This is a genomic window from Natrinema hispanicum, from assembly GCF_004217335.1.
Classification (GTDB): Archaea; Halobacteriota; Halobacteria; order Halobacteriales; family Natrialbaceae; genus Natrinema; species Natrinema hispanicum.
In genome coordinates, this window is the sequence record NZ_SHMP01000005.1 from 152,984 (window position 1) to 166,914 (window position 13,931).

Genomic DNA, 13,931 nt, shown 5'->3' on the forward strand with positions numbered 1-13,931 from the left:
CTAGACAGTCACTAGATCTTGGATTCCGCGTCCTCGGCGAGTTCTTTCATCCGCTTGCCGATCCGGCCGGCACTCGAGAACTCGTCGTCGCTCATCGCATTGGCGAGTGCGTTCCCGAGGACGAAGACCGCGTGTTTGTGTTCGCTTTTCGACTTGTGGACGTGCGAGGGGTCGACGTCGAGCTGGCGGTAGGGGTCGAACAGCGTTTCATCGACCTCCTCACGCTCCGAAAAGTACTCCATGATGACGACGAGTTCTTCGTGGAGCTCGAGGAGTTCGTCTTTATGCATACGCGCCGTTAGGAAGGGTTTCGATTTAAGCGTTGTGTGGCCCCGTGTCGCAAAATCGACCGCGATCGCTCAGCGGGTGGTCTGACGGAGTCCTGTCGAGAACGGAGCAAACTCCGGGACGTGGAGTCGTAGCGTGTCGTGATCAGTCGGCGCTGGCAGACGTAATGTCTGCATCCTCGGCCCCCTCACGGTGGTCGGCGGGGAACCACGCGAGTTTGTGATCGGCGGTGACGCGAACGGCGACGCGCTCGTCTAAGTGGATATGATCGGAGTGGTTGTGCATACACTCGATCGTTTCGCCACCATCGAGTTCGACGCGATAAAGGACGGTCGGGCCGAGATAGCGCCGATAGACGACATGGCCGTCGGCCTCCGCGCCGTCGGCAGGGTAGGCTGTGACGTCGTCGGGTCGAATAAGCAGGTCGACAGTAGAGCCGTCGTATTGGTGGGCCAGCCCGTGAACGTCACCGCGGAGGACGCGACCGAGTGCGGTGTCGACGCTGTCGCCGTGGACCTCTCCCGGGAGGAAGCTGGCGTGGCCCAGAAAGCCAGCGACGAACCGCGATTCGGGCTGTTGAAAGACTTGCTGGGGGGTATCGATCTGTTCGATGTCGCCGTCATTCATCACGGCGACGCGGTCGGAAATAGACAGTGCCTCCTCCTGGTCGTGGGTCACGGAGATCGCGGTGACGCCCGTCTGCTTGATGATCCGGCGAACCTCCTCGCGCATCTCGACGCGCAGATCTACGTCCAGACTCGAGAAGGGTTCGTCGAGCAACAGCATCTCGGGTTCGGGAGCCAGCGAGCGCGCGAGCGCGATCCGCTGTTGCTGGCCGCCGGAGAGTTCGTTCGGATAGTGGTCGCCGTGGGCCTCGAGGCCGACGAGCTCGAGGAGTTCGTCGACGCGGCTCGCGCGCTCGCTTTCGGATCGATCCTGCAGGCCAAAGGCGACGTTCTCGCGGGCGGTGAGATGTGGGAACAGTGCGAAGTCCTGAAAGACGACGCCGACGTCACGGTCTTCCGGCGGAACGAACTGGCCGTCGCCCGAGACCGTCTCACCTTGCAATCGAATCCGTCCGGCGTTGGGTTCCTCGAGGCCGGCGATCAGCCGAAGCGTCGTGGTCTTTCCGCAGCCGGATGGGCCGAGCAGGGTCAGGATTTCACCGTCACGGACGGCGATCGAGAGGTCACCGATGACCTCCTGGGTCCCGTAGCGTTTCGCGATACCGTCGAGTTCGAGAACCGTCTCGCTCGTCGTCGGCTCGTTGGATCGGTTCTCGACCGCCGTCGTAAGCAGTTCTCCTTTGGCCATATCTCGACCCTCCGGCAGCTGCCGGCACACATTCCATTTAGGCGTGCCTAAATCACTTATAATTGCCGGTTCGGCTCCAGACAGCGGAGATAACGGCTCACTCGGGAGAACAGCGGGCGAGCCCGCTGTTGCTCAGAGTTCGACGCCGCTTGGGATCAGGCTATGCTGTCGAAGCAAACTCCCCTCGTCGTCGTAGACCAGAAACGTTCGCTTCTCGTAGCTGACGAACGCCTCGCCATCGAGCGTGATCTCGACACGATACTGGCCCTCGTCGCCCGCGGTCTCGCCGTAGCGTCGTGCAGCGCGGATGAACTGCAAGACGTCGGTGGCGTCTTCGTTGAGTTCGAGGATGAACTCGCCGGTGATGCGGTTGGTCACGCTCACTACCCCCGCAGTATCGTCCTCGAGCGGTCCCTGTAGTCGGAGGGCTGTGTCTGTCTCGCTCGCCTCGAGAACGTCGCCGTCGGGACCAGTCAGGCGCTCGCGAAGCATCGCTTCCGGGCCGGTGAAGTCGATCGCTACCGAGGGCTTTTTCGGCTCGCCGTCGGTTTCGGCCCAGTCGATATTGGTGACATCTAACGTGAAGTGCTCGCGCCTCATTCCGTATATGACCTTTCGGCCTCGCGCAGTATGAACGTAACGCACGGAGAACACGTCTCCGGTGACACATCGAGGTCGTCGGCTCGGCCGAGCTACCGGCGAGTGCGGGCCCGACCGTGTCGGCGTCGCAGCGAGTAGAAACCCTTTAGTCTGCGACGACGGTACCGACGGTGGGAAGCGCACGGCCGCAAATCCGACTGTGTCACCCCCTTTTCCGGGTGGCTTGGGATTGCGGAAGTGCACGGCGAGAGCCGGCTGCTGTCGGCGGACACGCCGCCATCGAGGCGCGTGCGCGCTCGACAGCGAACACGAGCGGTCAGTGCGATTCCTATCCTCAAACAATGGCACGAATGCACACCCGCCGTCGCGGCTCGTCCGGTTCGGACAAGCCGTCGGCAGACGAACCGCCGGAGTGGAGCGACGTCGACCCCGAAGACATCGAATCTCGGGTCGTCGAACTGGCAGAGCAGGGCTACGATCCCAGTCAGATCGGGATGAAGCTGCGTGACGAAGGCGTCACCGGCACGCCCGTCCCGGACGTCAAGCTGGCAACCGGGAAGAAAGTCACCGAGATCCTCGAGGAGAACGACGCCACGTCCGACATCCCCGAGGACCTCCGGAACCTGATGGAGCGCGCCGTGCGCCTGCGCGAGCACGTCCAGCAGAACCAGCAGGACCACCAGAACAAACGCGCCCTGCAGAACACCGAAGCGAAGGTCCGCCGTCTGGTCGACTACTACCGCGGCGACGAACTCGAGCCCGACTTCACGTACTCCTACGACGTCGCAGTCGAGCTCCTCGAGAACGAGTAACACCACATGTCCACCGAGGGTCGATCCGCCGAGCCGGCGTCCGCCACGAACGCACTCGAGAGCGCCGGCTTCGTTCGGCTGCTCACCCGCGCCGATGGCGACGCCCTCGCCGCGAGCGGACTGCTCGCGAGCGCGCTCGACGACAGCGAAACGCCGTTTCAGGTGACCGTCGCGCCCACAGTTGCGACACGATCCAAACGGGTTCACACACCGGCGAGTGAGGGCGACGTCACCGTCGTCGTCGGCACCGCTGACGCGGCCGACGCGGACGACGTCATCCAGCTTGCGGCTCCCGATCGGCCGGCGACACTCGAGGCGGTCGATCTCGTCCGTGACCTCGATGTGACGCCGGATCCAGTCATCGCACTCGCCGGCATCGTCGCAAGCGGCGGCGAACCCGGCGCAGGCGAAAGCGAATGGCTCGAAACAGCCGCACGCGAGCGGGGCTTGCTCGAGCAGCGCCCGGGCGTCGCGATTCCGACCGCAGATCCGGTCGACGGACTCGCCCACTCGACACGGCTGCACGCGCCGTGGTCGGGCGACCGGGACACGACCCGCGAGGCGCTCGCTGACGTTGTCGATGGCGATCTCGCCGATTTCGACGCGGACGACCACCGGGCAATCGCCTCGCTGGTCGCACTCGACGTCGTCGGTGCCGACGGGGCGACTGACGCCGCCGCAAAGACGATCGGCAGAGCGTTACAGCCGTACGTGACGCCCGACGGCCCCTTCGACACGCTTGGCGGCTTCGCCGACGTACTCGAGGCGATGGCCAGCGCAGCCCCCGGAACAGGCGTCGCGCTGGCGATGGGCCACGACGTCCGCGAGCGCGCACTCGAGGGCTGGCGCGAGTATGGACGCCGAACCCATGTGGCGCTCAGGGACGGCTCGACTGGCCGCTACGACGGGCTGTTCGTCGTCGGCATCGATGACGGCCCTGTCGAAGCCGTCGCACGGGTTGGGGCGGCCTACCGGTCGCCCGAGCCGGCCGTCCTCGCCGTCGGAGACGGTGAGGCGGCAATCGCGACCCGCGAGGCTGGCTCTCTCGGCGCGACCGTCGAGGCAGTCGCCCGCGAGCTCACAGAGCGAGTGCCCGAGGCTGACGTCGGCTACGACGGCGGCAGGCGGCGTGGCTACCTGCAGTTCGACCCCGACGTGGACGAGACGACGATCATCGCAGCAGTGAGGGAACTCCTATGAGTCGGCACGCGACGATTCGGACGGCCCACGACGACGCGGCGCTCGTCGCACGGGCGCTTCGCCCGGACAACACTGACGAGATGGAGACGACCGTCGACCGCGACGGTGAGACCGCGACGGTCGTCACGCACATCGAACGCGAGACGACCAGCGGCCTGCAGTCGACGGTCGACGACTACGTCGTCAACCTCGAGGTTGCGATCGACGTTGTTTCACAGGCACGAACCGAACAGCACGCAGAACCGACGGACACGGGATCTGTGTCCGACCGCGATAGCGACTCAACACACGATACACAATGAGTGAACGATCAGTTTCACGCGCAAAACAGGAGAAGCGGTGGTACACCGTCCTGGCACCCGAGCAGTTCGACCGCCAGGAACTCGGCGAGACCCCCGCTGACGAGCCGGAGAAAGTCTACGACCGAACCATCGAAACGACGCTCGGCGAACTCACGAACAACGCCAGCGAGAACAACACGAAGCTGACCTTCCAGATCACCGATGTCGGCAGCGACAGCGCATACACGGAGTTCAAGGAACACTCCCTGACCCGTGACTACCTGCGCTCGCTGGTCCGTCGCGGTGCCTCGAAGATCGAGGCCTACGTCACCGTCCTCACGACGGACGACTACCGCGTCCAGATCCAGCCCGTCGCCTTCACGACCAAGAAGGCAGACGCAAGCCAGGAGAAGGCCATCCGCGAGCAGATGGTCCAAATGATCGAAGAGGCTGCCGAGGAGCGCTCCTTCGAGGAACTCATCGACAGCGTCGTCGAAGGCCGACTCTCCTCTGCCATCTACGGCGAAGCCAAGACGATCTACCCGCTGCGCCGCGTCGAGATCCAGAAGACCACCCTCGAGGCCCACCCCGAGGAAGTCGCCGAAGAGGAAGCGGCCGCCGTCGACGTCGACGAAGAGGACGTCGCGACGGACGACTGAGACGGACTACTGTAAGTCATTTCCGGTGCAACCGCGACCCGCACTGCGGTTGCACCGGTACATCGTTACAGCAGACCGTATGAGACGGTCGCTACTCGATTTCACTGCCACTTTTTGGTGCGGTCTCTCGAGCCGGGAGCCGACGGCTCGAGCGGAACTGACAGTGAGAGCGTCGATAGAAGAAGCGAACTGACGCGGCTCGCAGTCGTCACTCGGAGACGACGATCTTCCCGTCCATCTCCGCGCGTTCGTGTGGGATACAGAAGTACTCGTAGGTGCCCGGCACCTCGAAGGTGTGTTCGAACGTCTCGCGTGGACCGAGGCGACCGGCTTGTTCGAGCTGCCAAGCGTTGCGTGCCGACTCCTGATTCTCGAAGCCACCGGTCGCGAAAAAGGCAGCCCCGTCCGGGATCCCGTTGTCGTAGGCGGTGACGGTGTGGTAGGCCTCGCTCGTGTTCTTCCAGACGACGGTCTCGCCGACGGAGATCTCGTAGACATCAGGGAGGAACGTAGTTCGATTCATACCGATGTGACAGTCCTCGCCGGGACAGGGATCGCTCCCGCCGGTGCTGATCGCGGACGAACACCCTGCCAGGCCAGCCGAAACGGCAGTCCCGACAGCAGCGAGATAGACACGCCGGTGCATATCCCCTCGTTAGGACAGTTGCCGTATAACCGCCCCGGTTCGGTTCTCGAAAGCGGCCCCGTGGAAACGAAAACACGTAAGGTATCTCCCCGTCGAATCGGGCTATATGCTCCCCCGGTTCGTCGGTCGACTGGGCGTCGCTGACGCGGTGACGATCGCCAACGCCGCGCTGGGGTTCGTCGCAGTCGTCATCGCAGGCGTCAACATCGACCTGGCCGCCCGACTGATCCTGCTGGCGGCGATCGCGGACGGCCTCGACGGCATCCTCGCACGCCGCTATGGTGGCACCGACGCTGGCCCCTATCTCGACTCGCTTGCCGATGTCGCCTCCTTTGCCGTCGCCCCTGCTGTCCTCTCGTTTACCGTCGTCGCCGACGGCCTCGAGATCGCGTTCGACGCGATCACCGCCGAACTCCTGATCGTTACCGGCGTCTGTGCGCTGTTCGTCGCGATGGCTGTCACGCGACTGGGGATGTACACCGCCTACGACGTCACCGGCAACCACACCGAAGGCGTCCAGACAACACTGGCCGCGACGATCCTCGGTGCGGCGATCCTCGCGGGCGAAACCCAGCCCGAGCTCGTTCTCGCAGTCACCGCCGCGTTCTGTTATCTGATGGTCTCACGGATCGAGTATCCCGATCTGCTGGCTCGAGACGCGGCGATTATGGGCGTCGTCCATGCGCTCGCGATCCTCGTGCCGAGCGTTGCCGGGCGGACGTTTCCGTATGCGCTCCTCACGCTCGGGCTAGCGTACATGACGCTCAGTCCCTGGTTCTACTGGGGTGAGACGGAACGATCGTCGGAGACGGACGTCGATGTGCATGGAAACGCTTAGGACCGTGCTGACACGACTGTAAGGTATGCACACTGTCACGCGTCGGCGTCGTCCCCGGGTGGTACGATGAGTGAGGACGAGGCAAACGGTGACGACGGAGCTGCCAAGCCAGACGAGGAGGAGTCGGTCGACCTCGAGGCCATCGACGAGCAACTCTCGACGCTCGCTGATGACCTCGAAGCCCTCGATTCGGAGCTCGAGGCAGCCGAGACCGAAGCCGACCTCGACGTCGTCGAGGCGGACCTCGACTCGTTTCGCGAGGACCTCGAGAGCGTCGAGGTTCCGGAGCCACCGGAACCCGACGAGGACGAGGAAGAGGACGACGAGCCCGCGCCCGAAGAGGAACTACAGGACGAGTACGATGAGATCGAAAGCGACCTCTCCGATCTCGAGTCCGACCTCGAAGACCAGCGCGGTCCCTACGGCGAAGACGTCGTCAGTGAGATCAACAGCGCCAGCAGCACGATCACGGGCACCCGCTGGACCGAAGAGGGCAACGCCGAACTGATCGAGGCAGTCGACGCCTTCCTCGACGAACTCAACAGTTTGCTCGACAGTTCGGTCACGCTGGTTGACGAAGGCGAGGACGTATCGGCCCGACTCGACGCGACCCTCGACGACACGGTCGACGCTGTCGAGGACGCGAATCTCGACGCAGACGACGATGCCGAGACGATCGCCGGCTTACTCGAGGCCACTGACGACCTCCAAAGCGACATCGACGATGCGACCGAGTGGTCGGATCTCGAGGTCCGCGAACAGCTCCGCCGTGAGGGCTACTACGACGTGCTCGAGCACGTCAAAGACTATCCGCCGGAGTGGCACGCACTCAAAGTCCACGAGAAACGCGGCAACGTCGACATGATCCTGCTCGCGCTCGAGACCTTCGACTCCGATTACATGGAGGAACACTGCATGGAGGCCTTAGAGCGGATGGGACCCGAGGAGGCCATCGAGCCGATGCTTCAGAAGGCAAACCGCCGCGACGAGGCCGCAATGGCCGTCCTCGGCAAAATCGGCGTCGATGACGAGAAGGTCGTCGACGCGCTCCTCGATTACGTCGACTCCAACCCGAACCTCCAGCAGCCCGCGTTTCGCGCGCTCGGGGAAATCGGTGCGAAAGACGCTGTCGAGCCGATCGCCCAGCAACTCGTCGCCGACGAAGCGGACGTCCGCAGCTGGGCCGCCCGCGCACTCGGCCTAATCGGCGACACCCGCACGATCGAACCGCTCGCGGACGTCCTCGCAGACGACGACGCCGACCGTGTCCGCGCCAGCGCGGCGTGGGCACTTCGCCAGATCGGCACCACAGAGGCCCTCGAGGTCGTCGCCGGATACGACGACGACCGCGCCTATCTCGTCCAGGCCGAAGCCGAGAGCGTCGACCTCGAGCCAGCAGCCTGACGACGCGACACGGCTTTTTCGATCCGCATTCGACGCACACAGCGGTGATTGGGGCTCCGCTCCGAGCGTTTAAGTACGGAGACGCGCCCAAACCGGGCGATGACCGCCCGACGGGCCGCCTTCGTCGCTGTGTTCGGCTGTTGTCTGCTCGCCAGCGCCACGATACTCGCCGGGTTCGCCTTTGCCACTGAACCGGCAGCGAGCGATCGACACGTCGCTCGAGCACCGTCGGGATCGGGTGGCAGCGACAGCGCGACTGCTCGTGCCTGCCCCGCTCGAGCATCCACGACTCGCCCCCCAACTGCGCCGCCACCACACCCGCGGATCGTCGGCCTCTCCCCGAACCCCACGACCGACGACAACGCTGGCGAGTTCGTCGTCCTCGAAACGCCACCTGACACTCGGCTCGCGGAGCTGACGCTCACTGATGGCCACACGACGGCCGCGCTCCCGAACGAAACGGTCTCCGGGCGCGTCGCCCTCAGTACGGCTCCGAACGTCACCGAGACGCTGACTGACACCCCTGTCCTCGCACTCGAGGGACACCTCCAACTCGCCAACGGCGGCGATCGGCTCCGCCTTCGAAACGCAACGACGACGGTCGATGCAGTCTCATACGACAGCGCGCCGGCGGCCGAGCGGTGGTATCGGACAGCGGCCGCTGACGAGGCGATCCCCGTTACCGACGGCCGGTGGTGGCCACGAGACGCGACCTGCCTGCCCGTCTCGAGTGCCGCGGTCGACGAGGCGACGGCGTTCGTCCTTCCCGACGCGCCAGGCGTGCCACGGAAGACGATCCGATCCGCCGACGAACGGCTGTTCCTCGCCGGCTACACCGTCACCTCGGAGGCGGTCGCCGCCGACCTCGTCGACGCGGCCGAACGCGGCGTCGAGGTCGCAGTCCTCCTTGAGGCAAGTCCCGTCGGCGGGACACCAGCACCGACCGCAGCCGTCCTCGAGACGCTCGAGGACGGCGGCGTCGAAGTGCGGGTCATCGGCGGCGACGATGCACGCTACCGGTATCACCATCCCAAATACGCCGTCGCCGACGACCGCGTGCTGGTCACCACGGAAAACTGGAAACCCGCAGGCGTCGGTGGTGAAAGCAGCCGTGGCTGGGGCGTCCGCCTCGAGGACGAGGCCCTCGCGGCCGATCTCGCGGGTGTCTTCCGAGCCGATTTCGAGGGGTGGGATACGACCGCTGGCGCGGCCTATCGCGCGAACACCTCGTTCGTCGACGACGATGACCCGGTCGTCACCGCGCGCGATACTGCGTTCCCGACGGTCCACGAACCCGCAACGGTACCTGTCGAGTCGGCCGAACTGTTAGTCGCACCGGACAACGCCGAGTACCGACTTCAGGAGCTGCTCCGTGGGGCCGACGACGAGATTCTCGTTGTCCAGCCCAGTATCGCAACCGACGTTTCGCTCCTCGAGTCGACACTCGAGGCGGCTCGCCGCGGCGTCGACGTTCGCATCCTGCTCGGATCGACGTGGTACAACACCGAGGAAAACGAGCGGCTCGCAGCCGACCTCGAGCGACTCGCTGCCAGCGACGATCTGTCCCTCGAGGTGCAACTCGTTTCGGATACCGACCGCTTCGAGAAGATCCACGCGAAGGGCATCGTGATCGATCGGGAGGTGGCGATCGTCGGCAGCGCCAATTGGAACGAAAACTCGCTCGAGAACAATCGCGAGGTGCTCGTCGCCCTCCACGGCGCGGAGATCGCGACCTACTACGCGGACGTATTCGAGGCGGACTGGTCCGGCGACGCCTGGCGGTTCCCTATCGGGCTCAGCGCCGCTGTCGTCGCTGCCCTCGTCGCCGCGGCGATCGTCGGTCGACGCTACGTGCGCTTCGGAGGTCCCCCATCCGAATATACCTGAGACGGTCTGCTGTCACTGTGTCCCGGCGTGCCCACAGTCCGTCATGCGGGTGTACCGGAACTGACTGACAGAAGTCCGTAGGGAAATCAGTCCGCGCGGCCGCTGATCTCGAGGAGTTCGCAGTGATCGGCCTCGGGGTCGAAACAGTCGGGACACTGCTCGGGCCGGTCGATGATCGTATCCAGACGCTCTGCGACGGTGTCGTCGATGACGCTCTCGAGTGCGCGTGCTTCCTCGCGGAACTCCTCGACTTCGAGGACGTTCGCGAGGAAGCGTTCGATGATGCAGTAGGTCTGGAGGGCGTCATGAGCACGCTCGAGGCCCTCGTCGGTCAAGCTTGCGCCCTTGTACTTCTCGTGTTCGACGAGGTCGCGATCCTGGAGTTTGCCGACCATTTCGTTGACACTCGCAGGGCTCACGTCGAGCAAATCCGCGAGCGTGCCGGTCGATGCGGGGCCGTCTTCGATGCGCTGAGCCAGATAGATCGCCTTGAGATATTGATCTGCAGTGTTCATGCCATCCCTCCGTCGGTGCCGGTGTCTGCTCCGGCCGTGTTGCGCCGGTGTAACCGCGCCCGGGTCCCGGTACAGGCGTCGAACGGCGTCTCGCCGGTGGTGATCGACGCGGGTTCCCGTCTCTCGCTCATGCTCTGTGCTCCATGATTTCGGTCACTTCTTGGACACCCTCTTTTTCCTCCTCGCGGATCTCGGAGAGCGTCTCGAGCAGTCGATCGCGATCGACTGCGAACTCGGTGTCGGAGGCCTCGATCGCTGTTATCAGGTCGTCGTAGAACTTGTATGCAGTCTCCTCGTTGGCCAGTTGGTCGTAGAGGACGCCGTCAGTGTCTTCCGGCGGCCCGTACTGGGCGTCGACTAGTGCGTTGATTTCCTCGTATTCGACCGTGTCAGCCTCGAGATCGTCGATCAGCGCCTCGAGTCGCTCGCGGTGGTCGGCCGACTCCGCGGCGGCTTCCGCGAGTAACTCCTCCACTTCCGCGTCGAATTCCGCTCGCTCTTCCGGCGGGAGCGAGTCGATATGGAGGGCGGCGCGTGACTCGACGACTTCTTCCAGCACGACCCCGATCTGTAGCAACCGGGTCAGCTGATGGTCGCTCGAGACACGCTGTCCCAGACTCATATCTCGACAAGCGGGCCGCTGTTACTTAGTCGTCTCGGAGCACGAATCGAGAAAAAGGGCAGAACAGGCACCTGCGATTCGAACGCGCTGTGAGCGCAGTTAGTCGCGCTGACGGAGTCGCCGTGGGATCTTCGATCCCACGAGCCGTTCACTCGCTCGTTTACTCTCGCTTGCGAAGACGCGCGCCGATCAGCGCTTCGAGGTCGTCGCGGAGTTCGTCGACGTCGATCTCCTCGAGGACGGGCACGAAGAAGCCGTCGACGAGCATATTGCGGGCCGACCGCGGGTCGACACCGCGGGAGGTCATGTAGAGGAGATCCTCTTGGTCGATCTGACCGACCGTCGCGGAGTGGCTGGCCTCGGTGTCGTGGTTGTTGATGATCAGCTTCGGGGAGGCGTCGGCCTCGCTCTCGTCGGAGAGCATCAGCGTGTTCTCACGCTGGTAGGAGCTGGTGTCCCAGGCCTCTTTGCCGACGTCCTGAACACCCTCGTAGACCGAGCGGGCGACGTCGTCGGTGACGCCACGGGTCACGAGATCTGCGGTCGTGTGCTCGGCACGGTGCCAGACCTTCGCGTCGAGGTCGAAGTGCTGGTCGTTGTGGCCGTAGAATGCACCGACGATCTGCGTTTCGGAGCTATCGCCGCTAAGCTCCGTCGAGACCTCCGTCTTGGTCAGCTGCGTGCCGAGGTTCCCCTCGATCCAATCGATCGTGGCGTAGGTGTCGGCGACGCCGCGCTTGACGGTGAAGTTGTAGGCGTCCTCAGAGAGATTCTGGAGGCTGCCGTACTGGACGTAGCTGTTCTCGCCGGCGGCGATTTCGACGACGCCGCTGTAGTACTGTTCGTCGGCCTCCCGGCCGGTGGACTGACGCTCGAGGATTGTGACCGAGGACGATTCCTCGGTGACGACGAGCGTGTAGTTGAACAGCGAGCGGGAGTTTTGCTCGGTTCGGACGGTGACGTCTTCGGCATCGACGCCCTCGGGGACGTAGATGACGGTCCCGGTGCTAAAGAGGGCAGTCGAGAGTGCCGTCAGGTAGTTCTCCTGTGGGTCGACGATAGAGCCGAAGTGCTCTTTCAGCAGCTCCTCATGTTCGTCGACGGCGTCGGCCCACGACAGCACGTCGACCTCGTCAGGACCGACCTGGTCTTTGTTCTCCGCTGCGTTGAGCGGATCCACGAGCGACTCGAAGTCGAGTTCGTGGAGGTTCGTCCAGTCCCGACCCGGCGTCCGGATGACATCGGGCATATCGAGTTCCTCGAGCGCGTCGAGGGCCTCAAGACGTGTCTCTACGAGCCAGTCGGGCTCGTCTAACTCGCCCGAAATTTGGCGTACCTGTTCTTCCGTCAGATTGGCATGTACCTGCGTGCTCATATTATCCGAGGCTTCCCTCCATCTCGAGTTCGATCAAGCGATTCAGTTCGACCGCGTACTCGATCGGCAGTTCTTCCGTAATCGGCTCGATGAAGCCGGCGACGATCATCTTCTTGGCGTCGTCGTCGTCCAGCCCACGGGACTGGAGGTAGAAGATGTCCTCGTCGCCGATCTTGCCGACGGTCGCCTCGTGTGCGACGTCGACTTTCGATTCCTCGATCTCCATGTACGGCATGGTGTCCGACGTCGACTCGTTGTCGAACATCAGCGCGTCACACTCGACGGCAGTCGAGGAGTTCTCGGCACCGTCTGCGATGTGGACGAGGCCGCGGTAGTTGGTGCGGCCGCCGTCTTTGGAGATCGACTTGGACTCGATGGTCGAACTCGTGTCGGGCGCGTTGTGGTAGACCTTCGCGCCGGTGTCGATGTCCTGGCCCTCGCCGGCGAAGGCGATGGTGATGTGAGTGTCGGTTGCGCCGCGACCCTTGAGGATCGAACACGGGTAGAGCATGGTGGCTTTCGAGCCCATGCTGCCCGAGACCCACTCCATCGTGCCGTTTGCTTCGACGATGGCACGCTTGGTGTTGAGGTTGAAGGTGTTTTTCGACCAGTTCTGCACCGTCGAGTACTGGACGTGAGCGTCTTCGCCGACGAAGACCTCGACGCCACCCGAGTGCAGGTTGTGGGTGCCGTACTTCGGTGCGGAACAGCCCTCGATGTAGTGGACTTCAGCTCCTTCCTCGGCGATAATGAGCGTGTGCTCGAACTGGCCCATCCCTTCCGAGTTCATGCGGAAGTAGGCCTGCACGGGCATCTCGACGGTGACGCCTTCGGGGACGTAGACGAACGAGCCGCCGGACCAGACAGCGCCGTGCAGCGCCGCGAACTTGTTGTCGCTTGGCGGCACACAGGAGGTCATGAAGTGCTCTTTGACGAGCTCGGGGTGTTCCTGGACCGCGCGGTCCATGTTCATGAAGATGACACCCTTCTCCTCCCACTGTTCTTGCATGTTCTGGTAGACGACCTCCGACTCGTACTGGGCACCGACGCCCGAGAGAGCGTTCTTCTCGGCTTCCGGAATACCCAGCTTGTCGAAGGTGTCTTTGATCTCGTCGGGCAGCTCCGTCCAGTCGTCGACGCCTTCGCGCTTGTCGACGTCCGGGCGGATATAGGGGACGATCTCTTCGATGTCCAGTTCGGACAGGTCCGGCTGGCCGGGCCAGTCCGTCGGCATCGGCATGTTCTGATACTGCTTGAGCGCACGCAGGCGGCGCTCGAGCATCCAGTCGGGCTCGTCTTTGTCCTCGGAGATCATGCGGATGACCTCCTCGGTCAGGCCCTTGTCGGATTTGACCGCGGCGTTCTGTTCTTTCTTGAACTCGAACCGGGCCTCGGTGTCTGTCTCTTGTAGGTGGTCTTGATCGGAACTCATTGGTTGATCAGTATTATGGTTACGGCTGTAGCGGTATTACGCTTGTTCTAGCTGAATC

Annotated in this window: 16 protein-coding genes; 7 read left to right on the top strand and 9 right to left on the bottom strand. The window is 63.8% G+C overall.

All coding sequences use genetic code 11. The features are described from left to right. Positions 1-11 precede the first annotated feature (11 nt). The 3 genes from BDK88_RS12890 to BDK88_RS12900 all read right to left on the bottom strand — a co-directional run bounded on the left by BDK88_RS12890 (position 12) and on the right by BDK88_RS12900 (position 2,202). Positions 12-290 carry a UPF0058 family protein gene (locus BDK88_RS12890; RefSeq protein WP_092928810.1) on the bottom strand — a complete coding sequence of 93 codons (279 nt, stop codon included), beginning with the start codon at positions 288-290 and terminating at the stop codon, positions 12-14. Between the two features lie 142 nt (positions 291-432). Next, on the bottom strand, positions 433-1,602 hold the full coding sequence (locus BDK88_RS12895; protein WP_130500772.1) for an ABC transporter ATP-binding protein: 1,170 nt from the start codon (positions 1,600-1,602) through the stop codon (positions 433-435). A gap of 132 nt (positions 1,603-1,734) precedes the next feature. Further along, entirely contained in the window at positions 1,735-2,202 is a 468-nt protein-coding gene (locus BDK88_RS12900; RefSeq protein ID WP_130500773.1) for a DUF5793 family protein, read from the bottom strand. Between the two features lie 341 nt (positions 2,203-2,543). Here BDK88_RS12900 and BDK88_RS12905 point away from each other — a divergent pair, with 341 nt between their 5' ends. Genes BDK88_RS12905 through BDK88_RS12920 form a run of 4 tightly spaced genes read left to right on the top strand, consistent with a single transcriptional unit; the run spans position 2,544 to position 5,154 of the window. Continuing rightward, positions 2,544-3,014: a 30S ribosomal protein S15 gene (locus BDK88_RS12905; RefSeq protein WP_130500774.1), complete on the top strand. Its 471-nt coding sequence runs from the start codon at positions 2,544-2,546 to the stop codon at positions 3,012-3,014. 6 nt (positions 3,015-3,020) lie between these two features. Continuing rightward, entirely contained in the window at positions 3,021-4,214 is a 1,194-nt protein-coding gene (locus BDK88_RS12910) for an exonuclease (RefSeq protein WP_130500775.1), read from the top strand. After that, positions 4,211-4,516, top strand: coding sequence for a KEOPS complex subunit Pcc1 (locus BDK88_RS12915; RefSeq protein ID WP_130500776.1), 306 nt, complete (start codon positions 4,211-4,213; stop codon positions 4,514-4,516). Before BDK88_RS12910 ends, BDK88_RS12915 begins: the two co-directional genes overlap by 4 nt. Then, on the top strand, positions 4,513-5,154 hold the full coding sequence (locus BDK88_RS12920; RefSeq protein WP_130500777.1) for a 30S ribosomal protein S3ae: 642 nt from the start codon (positions 4,513-4,515) through the stop codon (positions 5,152-5,154). Before BDK88_RS12915 ends, BDK88_RS12920 begins: the two co-directional genes overlap by 4 nt. Positions 5,155-5,362: 208 nt before the next feature. Here BDK88_RS12920 and BDK88_RS12925 read toward each other — a convergent pair whose 3' ends face one another. After that, a complete protein-coding gene (locus BDK88_RS12925; RefSeq protein ID WP_130500778.1) occupies positions 5,363-5,800 on the bottom strand; it encodes a cupredoxin domain-containing protein in 438 nt (145 codons plus the stop codon). 106 nt (positions 5,801-5,906) lie between these two features. Here BDK88_RS12925 and BDK88_RS12930 point away from each other — a divergent pair, with 106 nt between their 5' ends. From BDK88_RS12930 to BDK88_RS12940, 3 genes are all read left to right on the top strand, one after another. Then, positions 5,907-6,638, top strand: a complete 732-nt coding sequence (locus BDK88_RS12930; RefSeq protein WP_130500779.1) for a protein sorting system archaetidylserine synthase — start codon at positions 5,907-5,909, stop codon at positions 6,636-6,638. A 66-nt stretch (positions 6,639-6,704) separates the two neighbouring features. Next, complete coding sequence (locus BDK88_RS12935; protein WP_130500780.1) at positions 6,705-8,042, top strand: HEAT repeat domain-containing protein; 1,338 nt, start codon at positions 6,705-6,707, stop codon at positions 8,040-8,042. Positions 8,043-8,141: 99 nt separating this feature from the next. Further along, complete coding sequence (locus tag BDK88_RS12940) at positions 8,142-9,929, top strand: phospholipase D-like domain-containing protein (RefSeq protein ID WP_130500781.1); 1,788 nt, start codon at positions 8,142-8,144, stop codon at positions 9,927-9,929. Positions 9,930-10,015: 86 nt separating this feature from the next. Here the strand turns inward: BDK88_RS12940 and BDK88_RS12945 are convergent, their stop codons facing one another. The 5 genes from BDK88_RS12945 to sufB all read right to left on the bottom strand — a co-directional run bounded on the left by BDK88_RS12945 (position 10,016) and on the right by sufB (position 13,873). After that, the gene (locus tag BDK88_RS12945) at positions 10,016-10,444 is read right to left on the bottom strand and encodes a metal-dependent transcriptional regulator (RefSeq protein WP_130500782.1); all 429 of its coding nucleotides are present in this window, start codon (positions 10,442-10,444) and stop codon (positions 10,016-10,018) included. Next, positions 10,441-10,575 carry a hypothetical protein gene (locus BDK88_RS22110; RefSeq protein ID WP_277613479.1) on the bottom strand — a complete coding sequence of 45 codons (135 nt, stop codon included), beginning with the start codon at positions 10,573-10,575 and terminating at the stop codon, positions 10,441-10,443. The genes BDK88_RS12945 and BDK88_RS22110 overlap by 4 nt, the downstream gene beginning before the upstream one ends. Beyond that, the gene (locus BDK88_RS12950; RefSeq protein WP_008009597.1) at positions 10,572-11,066 is read right to left on the bottom strand and encodes a hypothetical protein; all 495 of its coding nucleotides are present in this window, start codon (positions 11,064-11,066) and stop codon (positions 10,572-10,574) included. Before BDK88_RS12950 ends, BDK88_RS22110 begins: the two co-directional genes overlap by 4 nt. 160 nt (positions 11,067-11,226) lie before the next feature. Further along, a complete protein-coding gene (sufD, locus tag BDK88_RS12955) occupies positions 11,227-12,441 on the bottom strand; it encodes a Fe-S cluster assembly protein SufD (protein WP_130500783.1) in 1,215 nt (404 codons plus the stop codon). 1 nt (position 12,442) lies between these two features. Next, positions 12,443-13,873, bottom strand: a complete 1,431-nt coding sequence (gene sufB, locus BDK88_RS12960) for a Fe-S cluster assembly protein SufB (RefSeq protein ID WP_092928836.1) — start codon at positions 13,871-13,873, stop codon at positions 12,443-12,445. Positions 13,874-13,931 lie beyond the last annotated feature (58 nt).

Bases quoted from the DNA above. Each gene is read 5' to 3' on its own strand.
- BDK88_RS12935 (WP_130500780.1), top strand. From the start codon at position 6,705: ATGAGTGAGGACGAGGCAAACGGTGACGACGGAGCTGCCAAGCCAGAC.
- BDK88_RS12895 (WP_130500772.1), bottom strand. From the start codon at position 1,602: ATGGCCAAAGGAGAACTGCTTACGACGGCGGTCGAGAACCGATCCAAC.
- sufD (WP_130500783.1), bottom strand. From the start codon at position 12,441: ATGAGCACGCAGGTACATGCCAATCTGACGGAAGAACAGGTACGCCAA.
- BDK88_RS12950 (WP_008009597.1), bottom strand. From the start codon at position 11,066: ATGAGTCTGGGACAGCGTGTCTCGAGCGACCATCAGCTGACCCGGTTG.
- BDK88_RS12890 (WP_092928810.1), bottom strand. From the start codon at position 290: ATGCATAAAGACGAACTCCTCGAGCTCCACGAAGAACTCGTCGTCATC.
- sufB (WP_092928836.1), bottom strand. From the start codon at position 13,873: ATGAGTTCCGATCAAGACCACCTACAAGAGACAGACACCGAGGCCCGG.
- BDK88_RS22110 (WP_277613479.1), bottom strand. From the start codon at position 10,575: ATGAGCGAGAGACGGGAACCCGCGTCGATCACCACCGGCGAGACGCCG.
- BDK88_RS12945 (WP_130500782.1), bottom strand. From the start codon at position 10,444: ATGAACACTGCAGATCAATATCTCAAGGCGATCTATCTGGCTCAGCGC.
- BDK88_RS12910 (WP_130500775.1), top strand. From the start codon at position 3,021: ATGTCCACCGAGGGTCGATCCGCCGAGCCGGCGTCCGCCACGAACGCA.
- BDK88_RS12920 (WP_130500777.1), top strand. From the start codon at position 4,513: ATGAGTGAACGATCAGTTTCACGCGCAAAACAGGAGAAGCGGTGGTAC.
- BDK88_RS12915 (WP_130500776.1), top strand. From the start codon at position 4,211: ATGAGTCGGCACGCGACGATTCGGACGGCCCACGACGACGCGGCGCTC.
- BDK88_RS12905 (WP_130500774.1), top strand. From the start codon at position 2,544: ATGGCACGAATGCACACCCGCCGTCGCGGCTCGTCCGGTTCGGACAAG.
- BDK88_RS12925 (WP_130500778.1), bottom strand. From the start codon at position 5,800: ATGCACCGGCGTGTCTATCTCGCTGCTGTCGGGACTGCCGTTTCGGCT.
- BDK88_RS12900 (WP_130500773.1), bottom strand. From the start codon at position 2,202: ATGAGGCGCGAGCACTTCACGTTAGATGTCACCAATATCGACTGGGCC.
- BDK88_RS12930 (WP_130500779.1), top strand. From the start codon at position 5,907: ATGCTCCCCCGGTTCGTCGGTCGACTGGGCGTCGCTGACGCGGTGACG.
- BDK88_RS12940 (WP_130500781.1), top strand. From the start codon at position 8,142: ATGACCGCCCGACGGGCCGCCTTCGTCGCTGTGTTCGGCTGTTGTCTG.